General features: G+C 69.6%; 24 protein-coding genes and 4 pseudogenes. 15 read left to right on the forward strand and 13 right to left on the reverse strand.

The window, feature by feature from the left end:
- Nucleotides 1-125: 125 nt before the first annotated feature.
- Nucleotides 126-623, reverse strand: a complete 498-nt coding sequence (locus tag SYNGFB01_RS04475; protein WP_048017111.1) for a DUF2214 family protein — start codon at nt 621-623, stop codon at nt 126-128.
- Nucleotides 624-815: 192 nt separating this feature from the next.
- Between SYNGFB01_RS04475 and SYNGFB01_RS04480 the strand changes: the two genes are divergently transcribed.
- From SYNGFB01_RS04480 to SYNGFB01_RS13050, 5 genes are all read left to right on the forward strand, one after another.
- Complete coding sequence (locus tag SYNGFB01_RS04480) at nt 816-1,730, forward strand: sigma-70 family RNA polymerase sigma factor (RefSeq protein WP_048017112.1); 915 nt, start codon at nt 816-818, stop codon at nt 1,728-1,730.
- Between the two features lie 72 nt (nt 1,731-1,802).
- On the forward strand, nt 1,803-2,153 hold the full coding sequence (locus SYNGFB01_RS04485) for a YkvA family protein (RefSeq protein WP_048017113.1): 351 nt from the start codon (nt 1,803-1,805) through the stop codon (nt 2,151-2,153).
- A gap of 5 nt (nt 2,154-2,158) precedes the next feature.
- On the forward strand, nt 2,159-2,482 hold the full coding sequence (locus SYNGFB01_RS04490; protein ID WP_048017114.1) for a hypothetical protein: 324 nt from the start codon (nt 2,159-2,161) through the stop codon (nt 2,480-2,482).
- Nucleotides 2,483-2,524: 42 nt separating this feature from the next.
- The gene (locus tag SYNGFB01_RS13045; RefSeq protein WP_072061561.1) at nt 2,525-2,809 is read left to right on the forward strand and encodes a hypothetical protein; all 285 of its coding nucleotides are present in this window, start codon (nt 2,525-2,527) and stop codon (nt 2,807-2,809) included.
- A gap of 113 nt (nt 2,810-2,922) precedes the next feature.
- Nucleotides 2,923-3,420: a phosphate-starvation-inducible PsiE family protein gene (locus SYNGFB01_RS13050; RefSeq protein WP_072061562.1), complete on the forward strand. Its 498-nt coding sequence runs from the start codon at nt 2,923-2,925 to the stop codon at nt 3,418-3,420.
- On the opposite strand, the gene SYNGFB01_RS04500 is transcribed toward SYNGFB01_RS13050, so the two are convergent.
- Genes SYNGFB01_RS04500 through SYNGFB01_RS04510 form a run of 3 tightly spaced genes read right to left on the reverse strand, consistent with a single transcriptional unit; the run spans nt 3,397 to nt 5,675 of the window.
- Nucleotides 3,397-3,879, reverse strand: a complete 483-nt coding sequence (locus SYNGFB01_RS04500; protein ID WP_235299920.1) for a Nif11-like leader peptide family natural product precursor — start codon at nt 3,877-3,879, stop codon at nt 3,397-3,399. The genes SYNGFB01_RS13050 and SYNGFB01_RS04500 overlap by 24 nt on opposite strands.
- 60 nt (nt 3,880-3,939) lie before the next feature.
- Nucleotides 3,940-4,362 carry a (2Fe-2S) ferredoxin domain-containing protein gene (locus SYNGFB01_RS04505; RefSeq protein ID WP_235299921.1) on the reverse strand — a complete coding sequence of 141 codons (423 nt, stop codon included), beginning with the start codon at nt 4,360-4,362 and terminating at the stop codon, nt 3,940-3,942.
- Nucleotides 4,362-5,675 (reverse strand): ATP-binding protein, encoded by a 1,314-nt coding sequence (locus SYNGFB01_RS04510; RefSeq protein WP_048017115.1) that lies wholly within the window; start codon nt 5,673-5,675, stop codon nt 4,362-4,364. The genes SYNGFB01_RS04505 and SYNGFB01_RS04510 overlap by 1 nt, the downstream gene beginning before the upstream one ends.
- Before the next feature lie 2 nt (nt 5,676-5,677).
- Between SYNGFB01_RS04510 and SYNGFB01_RS04515 the strand changes: the two are divergent.
- Nucleotides 5,678-7,011 (forward strand): annotated as a pseudogene (locus SYNGFB01_RS04515) (peptidoglycan D,D-transpeptidase FtsI family protein); the annotation flags it as partial.
- A 95-nt stretch (nt 7,012-7,106) separates the two neighbouring features.
- On the forward strand, nt 7,107-8,279 hold the full coding sequence (locus SYNGFB01_RS04520) for a transaldolase (protein ID WP_048017116.1): 1,173 nt from the start codon (nt 7,107-7,109) through the stop codon (nt 8,277-8,279).
- 153 nt (nt 8,280-8,432) lie between these two features.
- On the opposite strand, the gene SYNGFB01_RS04525 is transcribed toward SYNGFB01_RS04520, so the two are convergent.
- Both SYNGFB01_RS04525 and SYNGFB01_RS04530 read right to left on the reverse strand, forming a co-directional pair.
- Nucleotides 8,433-8,636, reverse strand: coding sequence for a hypothetical protein (locus SYNGFB01_RS04525; protein ID WP_048017117.1), 204 nt, complete (start codon nt 8,634-8,636; stop codon nt 8,433-8,435).
- Between the two features lie 231 nt (nt 8,637-8,867).
- On the reverse strand, nt 8,868-9,242 hold the full coding sequence (locus tag SYNGFB01_RS04530) for a WavE lipopolysaccharide synthesis family protein (protein ID WP_048017118.1): 375 nt from the start codon (nt 9,240-9,242) through the stop codon (nt 8,868-8,870).
- A 126-nt stretch (nt 9,243-9,368) separates the two neighbouring features.
- Between SYNGFB01_RS04530 and SYNGFB01_RS04535 the strand changes: the two genes are divergently transcribed.
- Nucleotides 9,369-9,746: a Crp/Fnr family transcriptional regulator gene (locus SYNGFB01_RS04535; RefSeq protein WP_048017119.1), complete on the forward strand. Its 378-nt coding sequence runs from the start codon at nt 9,369-9,371 to the stop codon at nt 9,744-9,746.
- On the opposite strand, the gene SYNGFB01_RS04540 is transcribed toward SYNGFB01_RS04535, so the two are convergent.
- From SYNGFB01_RS04540 to pyrH, 3 genes are all read right to left on the reverse strand, one after another.
- A complete protein-coding gene (locus tag SYNGFB01_RS04540; protein WP_048017127.1) occupies nt 9,743-10,870 on the reverse strand; it encodes an NAD(P)/FAD-dependent oxidoreductase in 1,128 nt (375 codons plus the stop codon). The genes SYNGFB01_RS04535 and SYNGFB01_RS04540 overlap by 4 nt on opposite strands.
- A 28-nt stretch (nt 10,871-10,898) precedes the next feature.
- Nucleotides 10,899-11,438, reverse strand: a complete 540-nt coding sequence (gene frr / locus SYNGFB01_RS04545) for a ribosome recycling factor (RefSeq protein WP_048017120.1) — start codon at nt 11,436-11,438, stop codon at nt 10,899-10,901.
- Nucleotides 11,439-11,446: 8 nt separating this feature from the next.
- Entirely contained in the window at nt 11,447-12,154 is a 708-nt protein-coding gene (gene pyrH, locus SYNGFB01_RS04550) for a UMP kinase (RefSeq protein ID WP_048017121.1), read from the reverse strand.
- A gap of 83 nt (nt 12,155-12,237) precedes the next feature.
- Between pyrH and SYNGFB01_RS14820 the strand changes: the two genes are divergently transcribed.
- Nucleotides 12,238-12,447: a hypothetical protein gene (locus SYNGFB01_RS14820; RefSeq protein WP_048017122.1), complete on the forward strand. Its 210-nt coding sequence runs from the start codon at nt 12,238-12,240 to the stop codon at nt 12,445-12,447.
- 8 nt (nt 12,448-12,455) lie between these two features.
- Here SYNGFB01_RS14820 and cobO read toward each other — a convergent pair whose 3' ends face one another.
- Both cobO and SYNGFB01_RS04565 read right to left on the reverse strand, forming a co-directional pair.
- Nucleotides 12,456-13,154, reverse strand: a complete 699-nt coding sequence (gene cobO, locus SYNGFB01_RS04560; RefSeq protein WP_235299922.1) for a cob(I)yrinic acid a,c-diamide adenosyltransferase — start codon at nt 13,152-13,154, stop codon at nt 12,456-12,458.
- A gap of 47 nt (nt 13,155-13,201) precedes the next feature.
- Nucleotides 13,202-14,418, reverse strand: a pseudogene (locus SYNGFB01_RS04565) (site-specific integrase).
- 106 nt (nt 14,419-14,524) lie between these two features.
- Between SYNGFB01_RS04565 and hemH the strand changes: the two are divergent.
- The 5 genes and pseudogenes from hemH (at nt 14,525) to SYNGFB01_RS04590 (ending at nt 18,880) form a co-directional block, all read left to right on the forward strand.
- Nucleotides 14,525-15,711, forward strand: a pseudogene (gene hemH, locus SYNGFB01_RS04570) (ferrochelatase).
- Nucleotides 15,712-16,010: 299 nt separating this feature from the next.
- On the forward strand, nt 16,011-16,346 hold the full coding sequence (locus SYNGFB01_RS15265; RefSeq protein ID WP_235299924.1) for a M23 family metallopeptidase: 336 nt from the start codon (nt 16,011-16,013) through the stop codon (nt 16,344-16,346).
- Nucleotides 16,347-16,393: 47 nt separating this feature from the next.
- Complete coding sequence (gene ilvB, locus SYNGFB01_RS04580) at nt 16,394-18,274, forward strand: biosynthetic-type acetolactate synthase large subunit (RefSeq protein ID WP_255347528.1); 1,881 nt, start codon at nt 16,394-16,396, stop codon at nt 18,272-18,274.
- Nucleotides 18,275-18,288: 14 nt separating this feature from the next.
- Entirely contained in the window at nt 18,289-18,642 is a 354-nt protein-coding gene (locus SYNGFB01_RS04585; RefSeq protein ID WP_048017123.1) for a hypothetical protein, read from the forward strand.
- Nucleotides 18,643-18,649: 7 nt separating this feature from the next.
- Nucleotides 18,650-18,880, forward strand: coding sequence for a GIVxVP protein (locus SYNGFB01_RS04590; RefSeq protein ID WP_048017124.1), 231 nt, complete (start codon nt 18,650-18,652; stop codon nt 18,878-18,880).
- 46 nt (nt 18,881-18,926) lie between these two features.
- Here SYNGFB01_RS04590 and SYNGFB01_RS04595 read toward each other — a convergent pair whose 3' ends face one another.
- The gene (locus tag SYNGFB01_RS04595; protein WP_152669527.1) at nt 18,927-19,355 is read right to left on the reverse strand and encodes a hypothetical protein; all 429 of its coding nucleotides are present in this window, start codon (nt 19,353-19,355) and stop codon (nt 18,927-18,929) included.
- Nucleotides 19,356-19,471: 116 nt separating this feature from the next.
- Between SYNGFB01_RS04595 and ppsA the strand changes: the two are divergent.
- A pseudogene (gene ppsA / locus SYNGFB01_RS04600) lies at nt 19,472-21,911 on the forward strand (phosphoenolpyruvate synthase).
- 30 nt (nt 21,912-21,941) lie between these two features.
- Here the strand turns inward: ppsA and SYNGFB01_RS04605 are convergent.
- Nucleotides 21,942-22,748: a metallophosphoesterase gene (locus tag SYNGFB01_RS04605; RefSeq protein ID WP_235299923.1), complete on the reverse strand. Its 807-nt coding sequence runs from the start codon at nt 22,746-22,748 to the stop codon at nt 21,942-21,944.
- Nucleotides 22,749-22,900: the final 152 nt, after the last annotated feature.

The following is a 22,900-nucleotide window of genomic DNA, read 5'->3' on the forward strand; positions in this document are numbered from 1 at the left end:
GGCAGGCGGGCGTGCCGATCGGCTCGCCCTGCCGCGCGACAGGGCCAGCAAGCCGCTGGAAGCTCCCAGCAGCGCCAGGGTGAGCCAGCCGAATCGCCGGCGGGCGAGCCTGTGGGGCATCCGTGTCAGGCGCCGGGCAGACCGGGCAGGCCCACGCCGCGGGCCATCAGGGTGGCCAGCAGGGGAATCAGGGCGAATCCCGCCAGCTCGATGTTGAGGATCCAGGCCAGCCGGCTGGCCTGCGCCTCGCTCACCTGGGGTTCCCCCTTGCGCAGCGGGATCGCCCAGAGGATGTAGGTGATGGTGGGATACAGCGACAGACCACCCACGCCCAGGTACAGACCCACCTTCCACCAGAAGAGGGGGTTCTCGGTGTAGAAGCCGCTGCCCTGGCCGAAATAGAGCACCCGCAGGATGCCGCTGGCCAGCAGTGCCAGGGCCGCCACGCCGTACACCACATCGGTGATCACCATCAGGGTGGCGTCGGCCTTGTCGGGATTGGCGCGGATCAGGCGCCGTTCCAGCGCCAGGGCGGCGAAACACACCATGAAACTGAGGTAGTGCACGTAGGCCACGCCAGCCCGGGGCAGCACATCAGCGGGAAGGATCGCCGGAACGGACATGGGGCGAGGCGCATCGGTCGGCCACGGTAGCGAGCGGCTCCCGGCTGTGTCCGGCGCCGGCATCCTGGCCGATGCCGACGATGCTGAAGCCGAGCTGAAACAGGACAGCGGATCGCAAAGTTGGAAGCTTTTCCGTTGGTTTTCTGAGCTGGGTTGAATCCCCCTAGGTTCAAATGAGAATCAGCGATCGCGATGGCGAGTTCCCTGAGTGCCTATCTCGGAGAGATCGGCCGGCACCAGCTTCTGACTCCCGAGCAGGAGCTCACCCTGGGCCGCAAGGTGCAGGCGATGACTGCCCTTCAGGAGCGCTGCCGCCTGGCGGGAGGCTCCGGCCCCGCCTGCCGTTACAACGACCTGGAGCGCCGCACGCTGCGAATCGGCGAACGCGCCAAGAATCAGATGATCACCGCCAATCTGCGTTTGGTGGTGAACCTGGCCAAGCGCTATCAGAACAAGGGCCTGGATCTGCTGGATCTGATCCAGGAGGGCACCCTCGGCCTCACCCGGGCCGTGGAGAAATACGACCCCACGCGCGGCCATCGCTTCAGCACCTACGCCTACTGGTGGATCCGTCAGGGTCTCAACCGAGCCCTCTCCACCCAGAGCCGCACGATCCGCATCCCGGTGAACGTGAATGAGAAGCTCACCCGCCTGCGGGCCGCCAAGGCCCGCTTCCTCCAGGCCAACGGGGTGGCGCCGTCGTCGGCCCAGCTGGCCGCCAGCCTGCAGCTGCCCGTGGCGGATGTGGAGGACCTGCTGGGTTGCGAGCTGCGCAGCGTCACCGTGAGCCTGCAGGGGGTGGTGAAGTCGAAGTCGGACCCTTCCGAACTGGTCGACGTGCTGCCCAGCGCCGAGCTGCCGCCGCTGGAGCGGGCCGAGCTGGCCGAGCGCATGGCCACGGTCTGGACCCTGCTGGAGCGGGCCAACCTCACCCCCCGGGAGCGCACCGTGGTGATGCTGCGCTTCGGCCTCGACGGCAGCCACGAGTGGCGCACCCTGGCCGAGGTGGCACGCCAGCTCGAGTGCAGCCGCGAGTACTGCCGTCAGGTGGTGCAGCGTGCCCTGCGCAAGCTCCGCCGCACGGGGATCGAGACCGGTCTGGTGTGAGAACCGACCGGGGAGGTGCGGTCGGGATGCAGCGGAGCTCAGGAATGATGGGATCGGAGCCGCTGCCCCGCCATGGACGAACCGCTTGAGGCTGAGGTGCTGGAGAGCACCGTGGTCGACCAGTCGGTGCTGCTGCGGCTGTTGCGGCGCGCCGGTCGCGGCCTGGCCCGGCCGGCTCTGGAATGCCTCGAGCTGCTGCTCGATCCCGATACCCCCCAGCCGGCCCGCTTCACCGTGCTGGCGGCGCTCACCTACCTGCTGGTGCCGCTCGACCTGATTCCCGACCTGCTGCCGGCGATCGGCTTCAGCGATGACCTGGTGGCGCTCACCGCCCTGCTCGGTGTGCTGGGTCGCTACCGCACACCGTCCATCCGTCAGCGGGCTCAGCGCAGACTGGATCGCTGGTTCCCGTTGGGGCGTTGAACGCCATGGCCATGCTGAGCAGCGCCGATCTGGAGGATCTGCAGGTCTTCCTCAAGGAGTGGCTGCGCCACAGCGGCCGCACCCAGGCCGATCTGCGCCGGGCCCTGCATGCCGCCTCGATCCGCATGCCGGTGCTTCTGGATGTGCTTCAGCGCACCTACAGCCAGCACGGCCTGTCCGGGCTGGCCGAGCAGCTGTGCGGCATCGAGGCTCGCTGGCACAGCGAGGATCAGGGCGGGCCGGCGGCCGGCGGCGGCGACGACCCGGAGGGAGCGCTCGGTCAGCTCGATCTGCTGTTGCAGGAGATCCGCCAGGACCGGCAGGCCTGAGGCGGGCCAGGCAGAGTGGGGTGGCCCTCCTGTGGATCGGATATGGACACCGCCCCTGCGACTCCCCGACTGCCTCTGCTGGCGGCGGCCCTGGTTCCGGCCCTGGCGCTGCTGCACCCAGCCCCCGCCCTGGCGGATGCGAGCCACATGGCCCAGAGCGAGAGCTACATGGTGGGCCCCGGCAGTTCGGTGGGACCCTCCACCAAGGTGAAGCCCAAGAACTGCAGGACCAATCCCGTGGATGGCTCGATCACCTGCGACACCGAGCTGGAGAACTCCCCGAGCGACACCCAGGCCAGGCCTGAGTTTGAGCAGTTCCCGAATTGAGCGGGGTGTCCTTCGATCCGGAACGAGCCACGATGACCCGCACCCCGAGGCAGCAGGGAGAATGGCTGCGGCGCCTGCCACGGCTGCTGGAGGATTCCGACTATCTGGTTGTGATGGATCGGGCTGAGCAGCAGCTGGCCAAACTGCTCGCGGCGGTGCTGGTGGTGGTCATGGTGGCCGCCTCGGTCCAGCTGATCTGGCAGGTGGGCTGGGCCCTGATCTCCCCCTCGACCGACTGGCTGGGCTCGCGGCTGAACCGGGTGCTGGGCGATCTGCTCACGCTGCTGATCGCCGTGGAGGTGCTGCAGAACATCACCTCCTATCTGCGGCGGCATGTGGTGCAGATCGAGCTGGTGCTGCTCACCGCCATGACGGCGGTGGCCCGGAAGGTGATCGTGCTGCCGCCCGGAGCCGAGAGCAAGCCCGAGCTGCTGGCCGGCCTGGGGGTGGCGGTGCTGGCCCTGGGGGCCGCCTACTGGCTGGTGCGCTCGCTCACGATGCGCCGGCCGCCGGCCAGAACAGGGCCAGCCAGACGGTTCCCGGAGCCGGGTCGGTCGCCAGCAGCCGATGGCGACGATGCGCCGGAATCAGCAGGCCATCCCCACGGCTGAGCGGGCGCGGTGAGGCTTCATCGGCGAACTGCAGCAGGGCGCTGCCCTGCAGCAGGGTGACCCACTCGTGCTCGCTCTGGTCGTACCAGAAGCCCTCCGGGCTGCAGGCCTGGCAGGAGTGGATCCGCTCCAGCCGCCAGCCCGGCCCCTGCTGCAGCACCGTGGTGATCTCCTCGCCGGGCGGCGGGCAGTTCGGGGTGAGCAGGTTGGTGGTGTCGGAGGGCCGGGGGGGGCATCGGCTTGCTTGCCCGCCGCGCCCGGCTCGGCGTCGCCGGGGGCCGGTTCGCCCCAGCGGCGGCCGATCTCGAAACCGCAGCGGCGGGCCAGCTCAACCACGGCGTTGTGATGGCTGCAGTCGCGCAGCTGGCGGCGCAGCTCCGGGTTGGCCTCGCTGAGGGCCACGAAGGCGTTGAGCTGCTCCACCTTGCGCAGAAACCGCTGCAGATCCGCTTCGGCCATCCCCCGCTCAGATCAGGGGCTTGATCATCCGCCAGCGCAGGAAGGGCTGGCCGGCGAAGATCAGCCGCTCCTCCCGCTCCACCTGCCACCGGTGCCGCTCCAGCAGCGGCCGCGACAGCTGGCTGGCCTCGGTGCGCAGCAGGCGACAGCCTGGCGGCGTGCCTCGGCCTCGAGCCGCTCCAGGATGGCCGTGGCGCGACCCTGGCGGCAGCTGCGGCCGCGGCAGTAGAGCAGCGCCAGCCGGCCGTGGTCGCCGGCGGGGGGATCGAGGATGCCGAAGGCTTCGATCGCCGCCCCGGCCAGGCTGGCGATGCCGTAGCCCTGCTCCAGACAGCGGAGCGCCTGCGGGTCACGCCCGGCGTGGTGGGCCCAGGCCTGCACCTGCTCGGGGCGGTAGAGACCGGCGGCCTGGCTGAGCACCGCATCGCGGTACACCGCGATCAGCTCGTCGCGGTCGGCCGGTACCAGGCGGCGCCATTCCATCAGCTCTCCAGGTGGTGCTCCATCCCGCCGCCCTGCACCAGGGGGGCATAGAGATCCGGGGTGCAGGAGAGCAGCACGATCTGCAGTCCCTGCTCGATCGCCAGCTCGAGCATCCGCCGCAGTCCGCTCAACCGCGAGGGATCGCTGCTGGTGAAGGCGTCATCGAAGAGCAGCGGCAGAACGCCGTCGTAGGCCGGCTGCAGCAGCTCGGCCATGGCCAGCCGCAGGGCGCCGTTGAGCTGCTCGCGCATGCCGCCGCTGAGCTCCTCGAACCGGAAGCCCTCGCCGCCCTGGCTCAGCTGCAGGTTGCTGAGGCCCGCGCTCGGCTCGAAGTCGAGCCCCGGCCGGTAGCCCGGGCAGGCCAGGCAATCCAGGTAGCGGGTCACCGCATCGGTGAGCGGCTGGCTGTAGCGCTCGGAGAGCTGCCGCCGGGCCTCGTCGAGGTGCCGCAGCAGATGCTGCAGTGCCCGCGCCTGCAGTTCCAGCCTGCTGCAGGCGGCATCGGCCTGCTCCAGCTCCGCCTGGCTCTGCTCCACCGCGGCGGTCGGATCCTGGGCGCTGAGACTCTGAATGGCCTGCTGGTGCTGGCCTCGCCGCGTCAGCAGCGCCTCCTTCTCCGCCTGCAGCAGGCTCAGCAGCTGGCCGGGGTCGGCGGCAGCCGGGCAGCCGGCCGCCTCGAGGGCGCTGCTGATCTGCTGCTCGAGGGCGGTGAGGGCCTCGCGGCGCCGCAGGAGCTCCCGCTCCTGCTCCGCCAGCTGGCGATCCATGCCGTCGAGATCCCCATGCCGCTCGTGCAGCTGGTGGAGCCGCTCCTCCAGGGCGGCCAGGGAGCCCAGCAGCTGCTGCAGTCGCTGCTCGCCGCTGCGCTGCTGCTGATCCTGCTCCGCACCGCTGCGGCGCAGCTGCTGCAGCTGATCCAGCCAGCCGCTCCGCTGCTCCTCCAGCTGCCTGGCCGCGGCGGCCAGCGCGTCGCGCCACTGCTCCAGTGCCTCCCTTCCCTCGGGCAGCTCATCGCGCTGGCGCAGTTGCTCCAGCCGGGCGGCATGGGGCTGGAGGGCCACCGCCAGCCGCTGGCGGCGCTCCTGCTGGTCGCTGGCATCCCGCTGCAGGCGGGCCCAGGGGATGGCGCTGGCGGCCTGCCGCAGCTGCTGCAGCTCGGCCTCGAGGGCGCCGCGGCGCTCGGCGATCGCTTCGGCTTCATCGAGATCCTTCACCTTCAGCCCGGCCAGTCGCTGCGCCAGGGCCTCTGCGCAGATCCGCCACTGCCGTTCGGCCTGCTGCGGGGCCTCCCCGCCCCCGGGGCCGATGCGCAACCGTGCGCCAGCTCGGCATCAGCGGGCTCGATCTGGAGGCCTATCCGCAGCGGGTCTATCCCCAGGGCCAGCTGTTCGCCAATGTGGTCGGCTTTCTCAATCTGGAGAGAGTTCCGCAGGCGGGCCTGGAGCAGAGCCGCGACGGTGAACTGCGGCGGCACGAGACCACGCTGAGCATGCGCCACGGCGCCGATGGCACGCCTCTGCCGGAGGGCATCGCCGCCGGCTCGCTCTACGGCGACGACCTGCGCCTGCAGCTCACGCTCGACAGCCGCCTGCAGCAGGTGGCCCAGCAGGCCCTCGCCGCCCAGGTGAAGAAATGGAACGCCAAACGCGGCGCTGCCATGGTGATGGACGTGCGCAACGGCGAGATGCTGGCCCTTGCCTCCACACCCACCTACGACCCGAACCGGTTCTGGGCCTTCCAGCCCGGCCTTTTCCGCGAGTGGTCGGTGCAGGACCTCTACGAACCCGGCTCCACCTTCAAGCCGATCAACCTGGCGCTCGCTCTGCAGGAGAAAGCATCGAGCCCGGCGGCAGGGTCAACGACGGTGGCTCCCTGACGATCGATGGCTGGCCGATCTTCAACCACGACCGCAAGGCCAACGGCGTGATCGATTTCCCCACCGTGCTGCAGGTCTCCAGCAACGTGGCGATGGTGCAGGCGATGTCCCGGCTGCCGCGCGACCGCTACTGGAACTGGCTCAAGCGCCTGGGCATCGATGCTCCGATCGACACCGACCTGCCCGGTGCGGTGGCCGGCGAACTGAAGAGCCGCCAGGCCTTCACCTCGCAGGCCATCGAGCCGGCGGTGGCCGCCTTCGGCCAGGGGTTCTCCCTCACCCCCCTGAAGCTGCTGCAGCTGCACGCCATGCTGGCCAACGGTGGTCGGCTGGTGAGCCCCCACATCACCCGTGGGCTGCGCTCCGGTGATGCCCTGGCCAGCACGAGCGCGGCCCCCGGTGTGACCATGCTCGACCCGAAGGCGACCCGCACGGTGATGGGATGGATGGAGCAGGTGGTGGAACGCAGCAAGAGCCTGGGCATCGCCATTCCCGGCTATCGCATCGGTGGCAAGACCGGTACCGCCCAGAAGGCCGACCGCGGGGTCTACATCCCGGGGGCGCTGATCACCAGCTTCGTGGGCCATCTGCCGATCAACGACCCCCGCTACGTGGTGCTCGTGGTGGTGGACGAACCCAAGGGAGGCAACGCCTATGGCTCCACCGTGGCCGCGCCGGTCGCCAGACAGATCATCGACGCCCTGTTGGTGCTCGAGCGCATCCCGCCGTCGCGCCCCGTCACCCCCGCGCCGTCCCCAGCGCCGGCCGGCTGAGTGTGGGCGTTCCCTCAAGGATCGCCGACCAGGCCTGGGCTGGGCTGAGAGCGCCTGGCTAGCCTGAATTCCATTACGGCCCCGTGCCCTCCTGCATGGCCAATCTTCTCGACCAGCTCGCCGCCATGACCGTGGTGGTGGCCGACACCGGTGACATCGGTGCGATCCGCCAGTTCACTCCCCGCGATGCCACGACCAATCCCTCGCTGATCCTGGCGGCAGCCCAGATTCCGAGCTACCAGGAGCTGATCGACCGGTCCCTGAAGGAGTCGCGCGAGGTGGTGGGCCCGGAGGCGGGTGCCGATGAGGTGGTGCGCGAGGCCCTCGACGAGATCTGCGTGACCTTCGGCAAGGAGATTCTCAGGATCGTGCCCGGGCGGGTGTCCACCGAGGTGGATGCCCGGCTCAGCTACGACACCGAGGCCACCATCGCCAAGGCCCGCAAGCTGATCGGTCTCTACAACCAGGCCGGCATCAGCAACGACCGGGTGCTGATCAAGGTTGCCTCCACCTGGGAGGGGATCCGCGCCGCCGAACAGCTGGAGAAGGAGGGCATCCACTGCAATCTCACCCTGCTGTTCTGCTTCGCCCAGGCTGTGGCCTGCGCCGAGGCGGGGGTGACGCTGATCTCACCGTTCGTGGGGCGCATCCTCGACTGGCACAAGAAGAACAGCGGCCGCGACAGTTTCCCGGGACCGGAGGATCCAGGGGTGATCTCGGTGAGCGAGATCTTCAACTACTTCAAGACCTACGGTTACAAGACCGAGGTGATGGGGGCCAGCTTCCGCAACTCCGGAGAGATCATCGAACTGGCCGGCTGCGACCTGCTCACCATCTCGCCGGCGCTGCTCGATGAGCTGCGCAGCACCGAGGGCGTGCTTGAGCGCAAGCTCAATCCCTTCGATCCGGNCCCCACCGAGGCCCAGCTCCACCTCGACGAACAGCACTTCCGAGCGATGCTCGCCGCCGACCCCATGGCCACCGAGAAGCTCGACGAGGGCATCCGCGGCTTCTGCAAGGCCATCGAGACGCTGGAAGCCCAGTTGGCCCACCGGCTGGCTGAGCTGGANGGGGGTGCGGCCTTCAGCCACGCCGTGCATGAGATCTTCCTGCTCAACGACCTCGACGGCGACGGCTGCATCACCCGCGAGGAGTGGCTGGGCAGCGATGCGGTGTTCGACGCCCTCGACACCGACAAGGATGGTCGCCTGGCTCCGCAGGACGTGCAGGGAGGGCTGGGTGCGGCCCTCGCGTTCGGGCGCGCCTGAACGAGGGCGCGCCTGAAAGACCCAGCAGGCAGCGGCTGGGCTGATGCGCCCTCCCGGACCCGTGTCAGTCCCGCTCGGCGGGGTCGGCACGCCGCCCCTCGGAGCGGGCCAGCTGCACGATCCACACGGCCAGGCCCAGGGAACCCGCGCTCATCAGGCCAGGGTGCCGACGTTGGCCCAGTACAGGAGCGGCTTCTCCTGCCGCACCACGAGCGTGCCGGAGGAATTGCGGCTCACCAGGCGTACCCGACCGGTGTCGACGGCCCGCCAGGTCAACCAGCCCAGCACGCCTGCCGCCGCGATCAGCATCAGGGTGAAGGGAACGATTCCGCCGTTACCATTCCTGCGGGCATTCATGCCAATCCTCCGTCACACATCGAGCCAGGGATGATCCTGATCCAGCTGTGCATGGTCCGGCCGGCTTCACGCGCGGCTGATGCGGATAGCAAGCTGTGTGTCCTGGCAAAGCGCCAGTCCTGATCGAAACTCCTGATCAAGCGGCTCATCTTGTTGGTGCCACTCGCGACCATGGCCGCGCAGCATCAAGGGGGAGCGTGCGGTGGCTCCAGGCGCGGAGGGGTGGTCGGATCAGCGCAGCACGAACCGCTCGGTGCGCAGCAGGCGGCCGTCCGCACGGATCTCCAGTCGGTACAGACCGGGCGGCCAGGGGTTCTTGCCCCTGCCGAGGCTGAAGTACACGGCAGGAAGCTCACCCGGCCGGATCTCCGCCTGATCGATCACCTGATCAGCCTTGACACCTTCCACGGTCTCGGCGATCCAGGTGCCCAGAATGATGCGCGCCCCCAGTCCCTTGGTGGGCAGGTGGTAGATGAAGCTGCTGGTGGAGAGAGGAAACTGAAAGCCCTCAGGGGTGTAGCGCCGACCCGGCTCGGCACGCACAGAGCGCACCTGGAGCCCGCTGAAGAGCAGCAGCAGAGCCAGCCTCGAGACCAGAGCGACCATGGAACTGCCTGCCAGTCGGCGCCTCGCCATGCTGCATCAAGGTCGGTTCTGGCTGGAACTCGCTGCCTTAATCGGGCCTTGACCCCGCTAGGCGAAACTGGCGGTTCCCGCCTTCATCCAAGCCCTGTGAATGCCCTCGACACCATGCGCGCTCTGGCCAGCACCGGAGAGGTGATCAGCGTGGAGCCCGGTGAGCTGATCTTCCGGTCGGGGGAGAAGGGCGACTGCATGTTCGGGCTGCTGGAGGGAACGGTGGAACTCAGCTGGAACGGCGACCAGGGACACGAGCAGATCGAGGCCGGTGATGTGTTCGGGGCCGGGGNCCTCGTCACCAGTGAGCACCGCCGTTACGGGAATGCCAAGGCCCTGACCCCCTGCCGCCTGCTGGTGATGAACCGGGAGAAGTTTCTGTTTGCCGTGCAGGAATCGCCCATGTTCGCCATCGAGCTGCTGGGCTCGATCGACCAGCGGCTGCGCCAGCTCAAGGACTGCACCAAGCTCTAGGAGCGCTGGAAGAGGAGGCGGCGAATCACCCGCTGGGCGATATCGCCGTAACCCATCTCGCCCGAGAGGATCTGGGCGATCCGCTGCGGGGCTGTTGGGCGCTTGATGCCGAGCTGATAGCCCACGCGCGGCAACCGGTAGAACACCTGGGCAATGCGGCGGCCCCAGGCCATCGACTCACCCCAGCACTGGCGCATGCGGGCGGAATAACCCGCAAGCGCCTGGTCGTCTCCGTCGCGCAACCAGCGATCCAGGGCAACGGCGGCCTCGCAGCCGCTGATCAGTGCCGGCCGCAGCCCCTCCGCCAGGNAGGGGTCGCAGANGGAAGCGGCATCACCCACCACCAGCACCCCCTTGCCGTGCAGCGGATGGTGACCGCTCCAGATGCGCAGGCGGTTGTGACGCCTCTGCCCGGCTGATGGCTCATGCCCCAGGGCAGGGAGCAGCTGGCTCAGCACAGCATCGGCCTCCACCGCCTCGCGGCCGATGAAACTGCCCACGCCGATGCTGGCTCCGCCCTGACGCGGAAAGGCCCAGCAGAAGCCATGGCGCACCAAGCCGAACTCGAACCAGGCGGTGTGGGGATCCAGCACGGCACCGTCCAGTTCCACCGAGACGGTGGTGGCGTACTGGGGCTGGTCNGGGCCCAGGCCGAGTCGTGCGGCCAGGGTGGATTCAGATCCATCGGCGATCACCAGGGCGCGGCCGTCGAGTTCGAAATCCTCCCCATCGGGACCGGAGCCACGCAGCCGCCAGAGCGATCCCTCCTGCCGCTCGGCCGCGCTGACCCGCCAGCCGCTGAGAAAGGTGGCCCCCTCCGCCACCGCCTGCTCCGTGAGGAAGTGGTCGAGCACGGCGCGGCGCACGATCCAGAACGGGGCATCGCCCGGCAGCTCCGCGACCACCGGGTCGCCGAGGCACCAGCTGAACCGCACCCGCTCGATCACCGCATCCACGGCGGGGGTCAGATCGAAGGGAAACAGCCGCTGCACCGAGGCGGCCATGCCCCCGCCGCAGGGCTTGGGCCGCGGGAAGCGGGCCTGATCCAGAACCACCACGCGGTGGCCCAGGCGCGCCAGATGGAAGGCAGTGGCGGCACCGGCAGCCCCGGCACCCACCACCAGGCATCCGCCACCGCAGCGGGCGAGCCGGTCAAACCTTGAGGATGTCGGCTTCCTTCTCGGCCAGATGCTTCTCAAGCTCGCCGATGAACCGGTCGGTGAGCTTCTGCACCTTGTCCTGTTCGTCGCGGCTCTGGTCCTCGGAGAGGTCGCCCTCCTTCTCCTGCTTCTTCACCTTCTCGATGGCGTCGCGGCGGATGTTGCGGAGCGCCANCTTGCCCTCCTCGGCGTACTTGCTGGCCAGCTTGCAGAGCTCCTTGCGACGGTCCTCGGTGAGCGGCGGGATGTTGATGCGGATCACCTTGCCATCGTTGTTGGGAGTCAGTCCCAGATCGCTCATGGCAATCGCCTTCTCGATCAGACCCATGGCGCTCTGATCGAACGGCTGGATCTGGATCGTCTGGGAGTCGGGCGTGGTGAGCGAGGCGAGCGACTTCAGCGGGGTCTCGGCGCCGTAGTACTCGACGCTGATCTTGTCGAGCAGAGAGGGGTTGGCACGGCCGGTGCGGATGGTGTTGAACGTGCGCTGGGTGGCTTCCAGCGACTTGCGCATCGTGGCTTCGAGATCCATGGCTGGGTTCAGGGATGAATGCGGGTGCCGATCGGCGCTCCGGCCACGGCCCGACCGATGTTGCCGGGCCCGAACAGATCAAACACCACGATGGGGATGGCGTTGTCCTTGCAGAGGGCGATGGCGGCGGTGTCCATCACCTCCAGCTCGCTGCTGAGCACCTCCAGGAACGAGAGGCTCTCGAAACGGCGGGCATCGGCATGCCTGGCGGGATCCTTGTCGTAGACCCCATCGACCTTGGTGGCCTTGAACACCACATCGGCATTGATCTCGGCGGCCCGCAGGGCGGCGGTGGTGTCGGTGGTGAAGAAGGGATTGCCGGTGCCGGCGGCGAAGATCACCACGCGGCCCTTCTCCATGTGGCGGATCGCCCGGCGGCGGATGTAGGGCTCGGCCACCTCCTGCATCGAGATGGCACTCTGCACCCGGGTGGGCACACCGGCCCTCTCCAGCCCGTCCTGCAGGGTGATGGCGTTCATCACCGTGGCGAGCATGCCCACATAGTCGGCGGTGGCCCGGTCCATGCCGGCGGCGCTGCCCTTGAGGCCGCGGAAGATGTTGCCGCCGCCCACCACGATCGCCAGCTGGGTGCCGTCGGCCACGCAGGCGGCCACGTCGGCGGCGATCGACTGCACGATGGCGGGGTCGATGCCGTAGCCCTGCTCACCCATCAGCGCCTCGCCGCTGAGCTTGAGGAGGACGCGCTGGTAACCCATTGCCGCCGTTGATTTGCCGGAGCGTAGCAACGGCCTTGCGCACCGCTCTCCGGGCCGCTTCAGTGAGGTGGTGCAGGCCAGCCATGCAGCCTTCCGACCCCCCTGCCAGCCCGTCGGACCAGGCCTTCGCAGGGGCCAGCGCAGTGATGCTGCGGCTCACCCTCTCCACCCTGGAGCGGGCCGGCCGCGATCCGGGCCTGTGGCGTGAGGCGGAACTGCACCGTGCCGTGCTGGTGAGCGGTCTTTCGGTGATGGTGAACGGACTGGCCCTGCTGCAGCGCGACCTGGGCTGAGGGCGGGCTCAGAACTCGATGCCGGCCTGGGCCCTGACCCCCTGCTCCCGGAAGGGATGGCGCAGCAGCTTCATCTCAGTGACCAGATCGGCGCGCTCCAGCAGGGCCGCAGGAGCGCCGCGGCCGGTGAGGGCCACGTGGGTGAGCTCAGGCCGCAGGGCCAGGCCTTCGAGCACCTGCTCCACCGCCAGGTAGCCCAGCTTCAGGGCCACGTTCACCTCATCGAGCACCACCAGCTTGCGGCTGGCGTCGGCCAGATAGCTGCAGGAGCGCTCCCAGGCCTGCTGCACCAGCTGGCGGTCGCGCTCGCGGTCCTGGGTTTCCCAGGTGAAGCCCTCCCCCAGGGCGTGCCAGGCCAGGGACTCGCCGAACAGCTCCAGGGCCTTGGCTTCGCCGGGCTGCCAGCCGCCTTTGATGAACTGCACCACCGCCACCGACTCACCGTGGCCGAGGGTGCGCAGCACCAGCCCCAGGGCCGCGGTGGTCTTGCCCTTGCCATCGCCGGTGAACACCAGCACCAGCCCCTTCTCGCGGTTGCGCTCCCCCACCCGCTGCTGCTGAACCTCGCGGCGGCGGGCCATGCGCCGCCGGTAGGCCTCCCGGTCGCGCTCCGGTGCCAGCGCGCCGCCGGGCCCCAGCGCATCGGCCAGTTGGTCCAGCGCGGCGTCATCGACGCTCGCAGCAGCGATCTCGGGCAACTCGCTCACGGCATGCCTCGCTCTTCGGTGAGGGGGGAGCGTCCACTCTGGACCGCTCAGGCCGCCGATCGGCGGTTCCCTTCGCGTCGGGCCAGGGCCGCATCCACCGCCTGCTGCTGATCGCGGCGGGTGATCCAGTGGTGGTAGGTGCGGGTGTGGATCGCCACGGAGTGGCCCATCATCCGCGCCGCCACGGTGTCGGGCAGGCCGATGTGGATGGTGCGCACGGCCCAGGCGTGGCGGAGGTCATAGGGCGTGATCGGCAGCCCATAGCGGCGGAACTGCTCCGCGACCCGCCGGCCCACCTGCTGCAGGGTCGTGCGCCGCAGGTCGGTGGTCACCGCCGGCAGGAGGGAGGGATCGCGGCCCAGTCGCTCGAGTTCGAAGTGCTCCACCCACTCCGGCTGGAACGGCCACACCTGGTGCTCGCCGGTCTTGGAGGTGGGCAGCACGCGGATCACGCGATCGCCGCCGGGGGCAAGGGAGGCGAGGTCGCAGAAGAACACCTCATGGTTGCGCAGGCCGTAGGTGGCCATCAGTCCGTAGGCCAGCCGCCAGGCCGGATTGGGGATCCGCTCCAGCAGCTGCAGGATCTGGCTGTCGCCGGGCAGGCGGCGGAACTGGGCGGCATGCAGCCCATAGCCCCCGGCCCGCTCGCCCCAGTCCGCCGGCAGGGACTGGCCGAGGTGGCGGGCCAGGGCGGCCAGGGCGGTGCCGCACTGCTGGCGGCTGCGGCTGCGAGGGCGTAGCTCTCCAGGGTCTGCTCGAGCAGCTCCGGCCCCACGCCCAGGGCCCGCCGCTCAGCCAGCTGGGCCAGGCGGCGCAGGTAGGGACGATAAGCAGCGGTCCAGGTGGTGCGACTGCCGGCGGGATTGCGGCGGCGGCGGGGATCGGCGAAGAAGGCCGCCTCGAAGGCCGCCAGCAGGGGGCCGATCGCCTCGCCGGCCGGTCTGCAGGGGTGTGCGGGCTGCAGGGCCGGAGACGATGCGCCGGCGGGGCGGGAGGCCTGCCGCGCCCAGACGGCCCAGTCGAAGCGGTGCTCGCGCAGCTGCTCCAGCACCACCTGCAGCTGGGCGATCGCCTCGACCAGACCCCGATCGCTGGCGGGCAGCCCCAGGCTGATGCGCTGCACCGCGACGAGACCCCCACCCTGGCGCGAGGGAAGCGGTCCGCGCAGGCCGATGCGACGGCCGCGCAGCTCGAGGCGCAGGGCGATCCCGGCGGCGGCCAGCAGGTCGTTCTGGTCGGCAACCCGGGCTGCGAAGTCGTCCAACACCAGGCGTGCAGCGCCGGCCCGAGCCTATCGATGGGGCCGCTGAACCGCTAGGGCCTGACGGGCAGCGTTACGCTCTCCCCCTGTGCGCCCGTCGGATCGAGGCATGGCCAGTGTTGGCGCCAAGGTTGGCGTGCTGCTGCTGAATCTCGGTGGGCCTGAGCGGATCCAGGACGTCGGGCCCTTCCTGTACAACCTCTTCGCGGATCCGGAGATCATCAGGCTGCCACTGCCGGCGCTGCAGAAACCGCTGGCCTGGCTGATCAGCAGCCTGCGCTCCGGCAAGTCGCAGGCGGCCTACCGCTCGATCGGCGGCGGTTCGCCGCTCCGGCGCATCACCGAACATCAGGCCCGCGACCTCCAGAGCGCCCTGCGCCAGCGCGGCATCGACGCCACCAGCTATGTGGCGATGCGCTACTGGCACCCCTTCACCGAATCGGCGGTGGCCGACATCAAGGCCGATGGCATCCAGGAGGTGGTGGTGCTGCCTCTGTACCCCCACTTCTCGATCAGCACCAGCGGCTCCAGCTTCCGGGAGCTGCAGCGCCTGCGGCAGGCCGATCCCGGCTTCGCGCGGCTGCCGATCCGCTGCATCCGCAGCTACTTCGACGACCCCGGCTACATCGGCGCCATGGCCGGGCTGATCGCCGCCGAGATCCAGGCCTGCCCCGATCCGGCCTCGGCGCACGTGTTCTTCAGCGCCCACGGCGTGCCCAAGAGCTACGTGGAGGAAGCGGGCGATCCCTACCAGCAGGAGATCGAAGCCTGCGCCGCGCTGATCATGCAGCGGCTCGAACGCGATCTCGGCCATGCCAACCCCTACACCCTTGCCTATCAGAGCCGGGTGGGCCCGGTGGAGTGGCTCAGGCCCTACACCGATGAGGCCCTCCACGATCTGGGGGCCCAGGCATCCGGGATCTGGTGGTGGTGCCGATCAGCTTCGTGAGCGAGCACATCGAGACGCTCGAGGAGATCGACATCGAATACCGGGAGATCGCCACCGAAGCCGGCATCACCAACTTCCGACGCGTGCCGGCGCTCGATACCACCCCCGCCTTCATCGAAGGACTGGCCGATCTGGTGCAGCACGCCCTGGAAGGCCCGGAGGTGAACCTCGACCAGGCCGCCGCCCTGTCCAACCGGGTGAAGCTCTACCCGCAGGACAAGTGGGCCTGGGGCTGGAACAACAGCTCCGAGGTGTGGAACGGGCGCTTGGCAATGCTGGGGTTTTCCGCTTTCCTCCTGGAACTGATCAGCGGCCGAGGACCGCTCCATGCGCTTGGGCTTCTCTGATCACTCCCCAGACCCCGCGCGGCAGACCGGGCCGGCGGGGCGGAGCCGGTGTTGGTCGGGCATCCTGAGAGGGGTCCTGACCGCAGGCCTGGTGCCAGTGCTCATGGGATCGGTGATCGTGCCCTCCGAGGGCCCCCTCGCCAGCGCCGAAGCCAGCGGCGCCAGCCTCTGGCGCCACGGCATGTTTCCGGTCACCAGCTTCGCCGGCTACACCAGCCACTTCGGCACCCGCACNGNNCCCTGGGGCGGCGTNCGAGCCCCACTACGGGCTCGACATCNNCGCCCCGCTCGGCTCGCCGATCCGCAACTGGTGGGGCGGCGTGGTGCAGAGCGTGATCAATGACGGCACCTGCGGCGTGGGTCTGGTGATCCGCTCCGGCGCCTACGAGCACATCTACTGCCATCTGGGCGGCCGGGTGAACGGAGGGCTCTACAGCAGCGGTCCGGTGCGGCTGCAGGAGGGCCAGGCGGTGCGCACCGGCGAGCTGATCGGCCACATCGGCCTGAGCGGCCGCACCAGCGGCCCCCATCTGCACTGGGGCATGCGCCATGCCGGCCGCTGGCTCGATCCGGCCCAGGTGCTGCGGGCCATGGCCCAGGCCCGCCGCATCCCCAGAAGCCCCTTCGGCACCTAGGGTTGGGCCTGTCCGATGATGGCCAGCCAGGCTGGCCCGCTGCAGCCGTGACGCTCACGCCCCTCACCCCTGCGGCCCCGACCGCGTCCGCTTCCGCCCCACAACCGGCCCAGCAGCCGGGTGAGATGCGGCGGGTGAACGGCGGTTACGNCCTGATGGATGCGCTCCACCGCCATGGGGTGCGCCACATCTTCGGCTATCCCGGCGGCGCCATCCTGCCCATCTACGACGAGCTGCACAAGGCCGAGGCCCGCGGCTGGCTGAAGCACATCCTGGTGCGCCATGAGCAGGGCGGCACCCATGCCGCCGACGCCTACGCCCGCGCCACAGGATCTGTGGGGGTGTGCTTCGGCACCTCCGGCCCCGGCGCCACCAACCTGGTGACCGGGATCGCCACAGCCCACATGGACTCCGTGCCGATGGTGGTGATCACCGGGCAGGTCCCGCGAGCCGCGATCGGCACCGACGCCTTCCAGGAAACCGATATCTTCGGCATCACCCTGCCGATCGTGAAGCACTCGTGGGTGGTGCGCGACCCCCGCGACATCGGCCGGATCGTGGCCGAGGCGTTCCTGATCGCCGCCACCGGTCGCCCCGGTCCCGTGCTGATCGATGTGCCCAAGGATGTGGGCGTCGAGGAATTCGACTACGTGCCGGTGGAACCGGGCACGGCGATTCCACCCGGCTACAGGCTGCCGCCCCAGCCCGATCCGGAGCGCATCCGGCAAGCCCTGGAGCTGATCCGCCAGGCCCGCCGCCCGCTGCTCTATGTGGGCGGTGGCGCGATCAGCAGCGGGGCGCACAGCGCGGTGCAGCATCTGGCGGAGCGCTTCCAGCTGCCGGTCACCACCACCCTGATGGGCAAGGGTGTCTTCGATGAGAAGCACCGCCTGGCCGTGGGCATGCTCGGCATGCATGGCACCGCCTATGCCAACTTCGCCGTCACCGAGTGCGACCTGCTGATCGCCGTCGGTGCCCGCTTCGACGACCGGGTCACCGGGAGGCTCGACAGTTTCGCCCCCCGCGNCCAGGTGATCCACATCGACATCGACGCCGCGGAGGTGGGCAAGAACCGGGTGCCTGAGGTGCCGATCGTGGCCGACGTGAAGCAGGCACTCGACGCCCTGCTGGCCGTCTCGAGCGGCGACGCGGCCGAAGGCCGCACCGAAGCCTGGCTGCAGCGCATCGAGAGCTGGAAGCAGCACTATCCCCTGGTGGTGCCCGATCCCGAAGGGGAGATCGCCCCCCAGGAGGTGGTGGTGGCCCTGAGGGAGCTGGCTCCGGATGCCTACTACACCACCGATGTGGGCCAGCACCAGATGTGGGCAGCCCAGTTTCTCCACAACGGCCCGCGCCGCTGGATCAGTTCGGCCGGTTTGGGCACGATGGGCTTCGGCATGCCCGCCGCCATGGGCGTTCAGACCGCCTTCCCCGACGNCCAGGTGATCTGCGTGGCCGGCGATGCCTCGATCCTGATGAACATCCAGGAGCTCGGCACCCTGGCCCAGTACCGGCTGCCCGTGAAGGTGGTGGTGCTCAACAACGGCTGGCAGGGCATGGTGCGCCAGTGGCAGGAGAGCTTCTACGAGGAGCGCTACTCCGCCTCGGAGATGACCGGCGGCATGCCCAACTTCGAGGAGCTCGCCGAGGCCTTCGGCGTGCGCGGCGTGCTGATCACCGATCGCGCCCGCCTGCGGGAGCAGCTGTCCGAGGCCCTGGCCCACCCCGGTCCCGCCTTCATCGACGTGAAGGTGCGTCGCAATGAGAACTGCTACCCGATGGTGCCCCCCGGCGCCAGCAACGCCCAGATGGTGGGTCTGCCCAGCCATCCGGAACTGGCGATCGACACCAGCCGCCAGTGCGGTGCCTGCGGCACCAGCACCGCCAGCGCCCACCTCTACTGCCCCAGCTGTGGCGCCCGGCTGTGAGGGCTTTGGCTTGGTTGGGGCGGCTGCTGGTTGGAGCAGGCCTCGCCCTGTTGCTGGCCTGGCCAGCCATGGCCCAGGCCGCCGAGGTGCTTCAAGTGCGCGGTGCCACCCTGCTGCAGGTGGGCGACGGCAACCGCAGCAGTGCCGTGGGACTGGCCTGTGTGGCCGTGGNCCCCGACCAGCAGGCTGAGGCGGTGGCCTGGCTGCGCCGCCAGCTGCCACGCCACAGCCGGGTCAACCTGCTGCCGGCAGGACAGGAGGACGGTGTGCTGCTGGCCCGGGTCGTGCGCCTGAATGGGGACATCGACCTCGGGGCAGGTCTGATCTCCGCAGGGCTGGGCCAGATCTCCCCCCGCTGCAGGGCATGATTCAGCCATGAGCCTGAACCGCACCGCCAAAGGCATCGTGCTAGTGCCATCGCTGCTGCTGGGGAGCGCCTTCCTCGCGGCAGCAGCCTGGGCGGATGGACCCACGACCGCGAACCAGCCCCTGGCCCTGGCCCTGGGACTGAGCCTGATGGCGGGCGGTCTGCTCGCCCAGTTTCTGCCGGAGAGTCAGCCGGAAGCGGAGCAGGGCGGCACCCCGCCTCGCCAGGCCGAGCGCTGAGCAGCGGGCCGGCCGCAGGTCCTCGGCCGGCTGCCCGGAACAGGACCTACTTCTTCTTGCCCTGGGCCTTGACCTGCTTCTCGAAGTCCGCCATCACCTCATCGACGAACTTCTTGTCGGTGGCGTTGAGCTTTCCATAGCAGCCCTGCTTCACCCGGGCCACGGTCTGGATGATCGCGCCATTGGCGATCTGCTCGGGCTGAAGCTTGGTGGTATTGCCGATCTGGCCGCCATAGCGGCTGGTCACCACATAGGTGATCGCCTTGGCGGTAGAGAGCACGGCACTCTGCACCGGCACCTTGGATTCCACCGCCAGCTCGCACGTGTTCACCGCAGCGGCCAGGGAGAGATCGTTCATCAGCTCCATGGATGCGGGCTTGGCCGCCGCCGCAGCCTGGGCCAGGCTCGGCAGCGGGGCCAGAGACAGGGTGCCGACCAGAACCGCAGCAAGCCGGGCAGGGAAGGGGCGGGGCACGAAGACGAGACCTTGGGGACGAAACCCTGCCACTGTGCCACCCACCACCGATTCACAACAGGGGGCAGGACCGATCCCCGCAGCAGCGCCAGAGTTGCAGGGTCGCTCCGCCAGTCATGCCGATCAGCAGCGCAACCCTCGTGGTGCCCTTCGACCAGGTGGGGATCGAGGCCATCCCGTCCGTTGGCGGGAAGAACGCCTCCCTGGGGGAGATGATCCGCGAGCTGGGCGACCAGGGGGTTCGGGTGCCGGGCNGCTTCGCCACCACCGCAGCGGCCTACTGGCAGCTGCTCGACGCCAACGCGCTGCGCCACCGGCTGGCATCCCTGCTGGGCAGCCTCGATGCGACCGATCTGGCCGCCCTGCAGAGCGCCGGAGCGGCCGCTCGGCAGCTGCTGCTGGGTGCCGAGCTGCCAGGAGACCTGCGCACGGCCATCCTGACCGCCTACCGGGGCATGGCCGACGCTGAGGGGCGTTTGCCGGCGGTGGCGGTGCGCTCCAGCGCCACCGCCGAAGATCTGCCCGATGCCAGCTTCGCCGGCCAGCAGGAGACCTACCTGCACATCGAGGGGGAGGAAGCCCTGCTGCAGGCCTGCCGCCGCTGCTATGCCTCGCTGTTCACCGACCGCGCGATCTCCTACCGGCAGCTGAACGGCTTCGATCACCTCGAGGTGGCCCTCTCGATCGGAGTGCAGCGCATGGTGCGCTCGGATCTGGCCTCTGCCGGGGTGATGTTCAGCATCGACACCGAGACCGGCTTCCGCAACGCGGTGCTGCTCACCGCCTCCTACGGCCTCGGCGAGAACGTGGTGCAGGGAGCGGTGAACCCTGATGAGATGCTGATCTTCAAACCCACCCTGGAGCAGGGCTTCGCGCCGATCCTGAGCAAGCGGCTGGGCAGCAAGGCGATCCGCATGGTGTACAGCGAGGCTCCCGGCAACGGCGAAGGGGCGGGAGGCGCTCCGGTGCACAACGAGCCGGTGCCGGAGGTCGAGCGCGCCCGCTTCGCCCTCAGCGACAGCGAAGCCCTCACCCTGGCCCGCTGGGCCTGCGCGATCGAGCGGCACTACAGCCGGAGCCGGGGCCAGCCCACCCCGATGGACATCGAGTGGGCCAAGGACGGCCTCAGCGGCGACCTGTTCATCCTCCAGGCCCGTCCGGAGACTGTGCAGTCGCGGTGTCAGCAGGCCACCGTGCTGCGCAGCTGGCATCTCGATCCCGACGGCGCCGAGGAGATCGTGGTGGGCCGGGCGATCGGCGCCTCGGTGAGCTGCGGCCCGGCCCGGGTGATCCAGGACCCCGGCGAGATCCAGCGCTTCCAGCAGGGCGATCTGTTGGTGACCCGGCGCACCGATCCTGACTGGGAGCCGATCCTCAAGAAGGCCAGCGGCGTGGTCACCGACCAGGGCGGACGCACCTGTCACGCCGCGATCATCGCCCGTGAGATGGGCATCACCGCGATCGTGGGCACCGGCGACGGCAGCAGCCGCATCGCCGATGGCGAAACGATCACGATCAGCTGCTGCCAGGGCGATGTGGGGCACGTCTACAGGGGCGAGCTGGCCTTCCGGGTGGAGGAGCAGCGGCTCGACAACCTGCCGGCCACCCGCACCCGGATCCTGATGAACGTGGGCAACCCCGAGGAGGCCTTCAACCTGGCGGCCATCCCCTGCGACGGCGTGGGCCTGGCCCGGCTGGAGTTCATCATCGCCAACCACATCCGGGTGCATCCCATGGCCCTGCTGCATCCGGAGCGGGTGGCCGACGCGTCCGAACGGAGCGCGATCGCCGAACTCACCGCCGCTTACGAGCACCCATCCGACTACTACGTGGATCTGCTGGCCCAGGGGATGGCGCGAATCTGCGCCGCCTTTCACCCAAGGCCGGTGATCCTGCGGTTCTCGGATTTCAAGAGCAACGAATACGCCCGACTCCTGGGCGGAGGCGGATTCGAGCCCCGCGAGGAGAATCCGATGCTGGGCTGGCGGGGCGCCTCCCGCTACTACGCGCCGTCCTTCCGCGAAGCCTTCGCCCTGGAGTGTCAGGCCGTCAAACGGGTGCGCGAGTGGATGGGGCTCACCAACCTGATCCCGATGGTGCCCTTCTGCCGCACCCCCGAGGAGGGCGATCGGGTGCTGGCGGAGATGGCCCGATCGGGCCTGGTGCGCGGCGAGAAGGGCCTCGAAGTCTACGTGATGTGTGAGCTGCCCAGCAACGTGATCGCAGCCGAAGCCTTCGCCGAGCGCTTCGATGGCTTCTCGATCGGATCCAACGATCTCACCCAGCTCACCCTCGGCCTGGATCGGGATTCGGCCCTGGTGGCCGACCTGTTCGACGAGCGTCACGAGGCGGTCAGGGCGATGATCCGTCTCGCGATCCGTACAGCCAGACGCTGCAACCGCAAGATCGGCATCTGCGGCCAGGCCCCCAGCGACTACCCCGAGTTCGCCCGCTTCCTGGTGGAGGAGGGGATCGACTCNGATCAGCCTCAACCCCGACGCCGTGATCCGCACACGCCTGGCGATCGCCGAGATGGAGCGCGATCTGAACCGGTGACGCGGCGGCTGGCGCGGTGAGCCGGGTCGCTCAAGCGAGTCTCTCAAGCCGCCGCCCCCCCGGCGTGGTGATCTGCGCCGGCAGCTCAGCCGGCCGGATCCGCTGCAGGCTGGTCATGTCGTAGCTGGTGTAGGTGCGGCGGCCGGGCAGACCGTCACGGGGCCAGAACAGATCGATCAGCGTGAGGGTGTGCCGAGGCGGCTGGCCGCTGCCCAGCAGCCGCCTGGGTCCATGGCCGAGGGCGCCCAGCGCAAGCAGATCCAGCTGGCCGCTGCGGCCGGGGAAGAAGGCATGGTGGTGACCGCTGATGTAGGCCGAGGCGCCGCCGCGCTCCAGCAGCCGCTGGAGCACATCGGCCTGCTGCAGCACCTCCCCCGGGCTCTCACGCCCCCGGGCGATGGCCTGAAGGGGCAGGTGGCCCAGCACCAGCCTGGCCTGGGCGCTCCGCGCCGCCTCGCTGGCCAGGCTCCGCTCCGCCCAGGCGATCTGCTCGGCGGGCAGCAGCGGGGCCGAGGCATCCCACACCAGCAGGAAGAGGTCGGCCTGGCGCACGCTGTAGGCGAAGGGGAAGCGACCGGCATCCACGAAGCGCAGTCCCAGCTGGTCCTGGCGGGGGCGCCAGAAGCGCTCCGCTGCCTTGCGATCCTCGGCAAAGGTGTAGCGGCCGCCGGCGCGGCTGCCCGAGGCGTCGTGGTTGCCGAGGGTGAACGCGACCGGCAGACCGGCACGCCGCAGCGGCAGCAGCAGTTGCCGCTCGAATGCGGCCCACATCGCCGCCAGCTGGGCTGGGCTGAGGCCGGCCTTCTGGCCCGCCACCATGTCGCCCCCGCAGAGCACCAGATCGGGCGCCAGGCAGGGATCAGAGCCACGGCGCGATGCACCTGGGGAAGGTAGGCAGTGGAACCGTAGGGGCCGTTGAGATCGCTGATGGCCACCAGTCGGCGATCGCCCCGCGGCGGCAGGTCGGGCAAGGCTGCCCCCGCCGCCGG

This window comes from Synechococcus sp. GFB01 (assembly GCF_001039265.1).
In the GTDB taxonomy this organism is placed as follows: Bacteria; Cyanobacteriota; Cyanobacteriia; order PCC-6307; family Cyanobiaceae; genus NIES-981.

What these genes read in the sequence shown, in the direction of transcription:
- SYNGFB01_RS04475 (WP_048017111.1), bottom strand. Translation starts at nt 623, where the DNA reads ATGTCCGTTCCGGCGATCCTTCCCGCTGATGTGCTGCCCCGGGCTGGC.
- SYNGFB01_RS13045 (WP_072061561.1), top strand. Translation starts at nt 2,525, where the DNA reads ATGGACACCGCCCCTGCGACTCCCCGACTGCCTCTGCTGGCGGCGGCC.
- SYNGFB01_RS04500 (WP_235299920.1), bottom strand. Translation starts at nt 3,879, where the DNA reads ATGGCCGAAGCGGATCTGCAGCGGTTTCTGCGCAAGGTGGAGCAGCTC.
- SYNGFB01_RS04590 (WP_048017124.1), top strand. Translation starts at nt 18,650, where the DNA reads ATGAGCCTGAACCGCACCGCCAAAGGCATCGTGCTAGTGCCATCGCTG.
- SYNGFB01_RS04505 (WP_235299921.1), bottom strand. Translation starts at nt 4,362, where the DNA reads ATGGAATGGCGCCGCCTGGTACCGGCCGACCGCGACGAGCTGATCGCG.
- pyrH (WP_048017121.1), bottom strand. Translation starts at nt 12,154, where the DNA reads ATGGGTTACCAGCGCGTCCTCCTCAAGCTCAGCGGCGAGGCGCTGATG.
- SYNGFB01_RS04530 (WP_048017118.1), bottom strand. Translation starts at nt 9,242, where the DNA reads ATGGTCGCTCTGGTCTCGAGGCTGGCTCTGCTGCTGCTCTTCAGCGGG.
- SYNGFB01_RS13050 (WP_072061562.1), top strand. Translation starts at nt 2,923, where the DNA reads ATGGATCGGGCTGAGCAGCAGCTGGCCAAACTGCTCGCGGCGGTGCTG.
- SYNGFB01_RS04485 (WP_048017113.1), top strand. Translation starts at nt 1,803, where the DNA reads ATGGACGAACCGCTTGAGGCTGAGGTGCTGGAGAGCACCGTGGTCGAC.
- SYNGFB01_RS14820 (WP_048017122.1), top strand. Translation starts at nt 12,238, where the DNA reads ATGCAGCCTTCCGACCCCCCTGCCAGCCCGTCGGACCAGGCCTTCGCA.
- SYNGFB01_RS04490 (WP_048017114.1), top strand. Translation starts at nt 2,159, where the DNA reads ATGGCCATGCTGAGCAGCGCCGATCTGGAGGATCTGCAGGTCTTCCTC.
- SYNGFB01_RS04480 (WP_048017112.1), top strand. Translation starts at nt 816, where the DNA reads ATGGCGAGTTCCCTGAGTGCCTATCTCGGAGAGATCGGCCGGCACCAG.
- SYNGFB01_RS04525 (WP_048017117.1), bottom strand. Translation starts at nt 8,636, where the DNA reads ATGAATGCCCGCAGGAATGGTAACGGCGGAATCGTTCCCTTCACCCTG.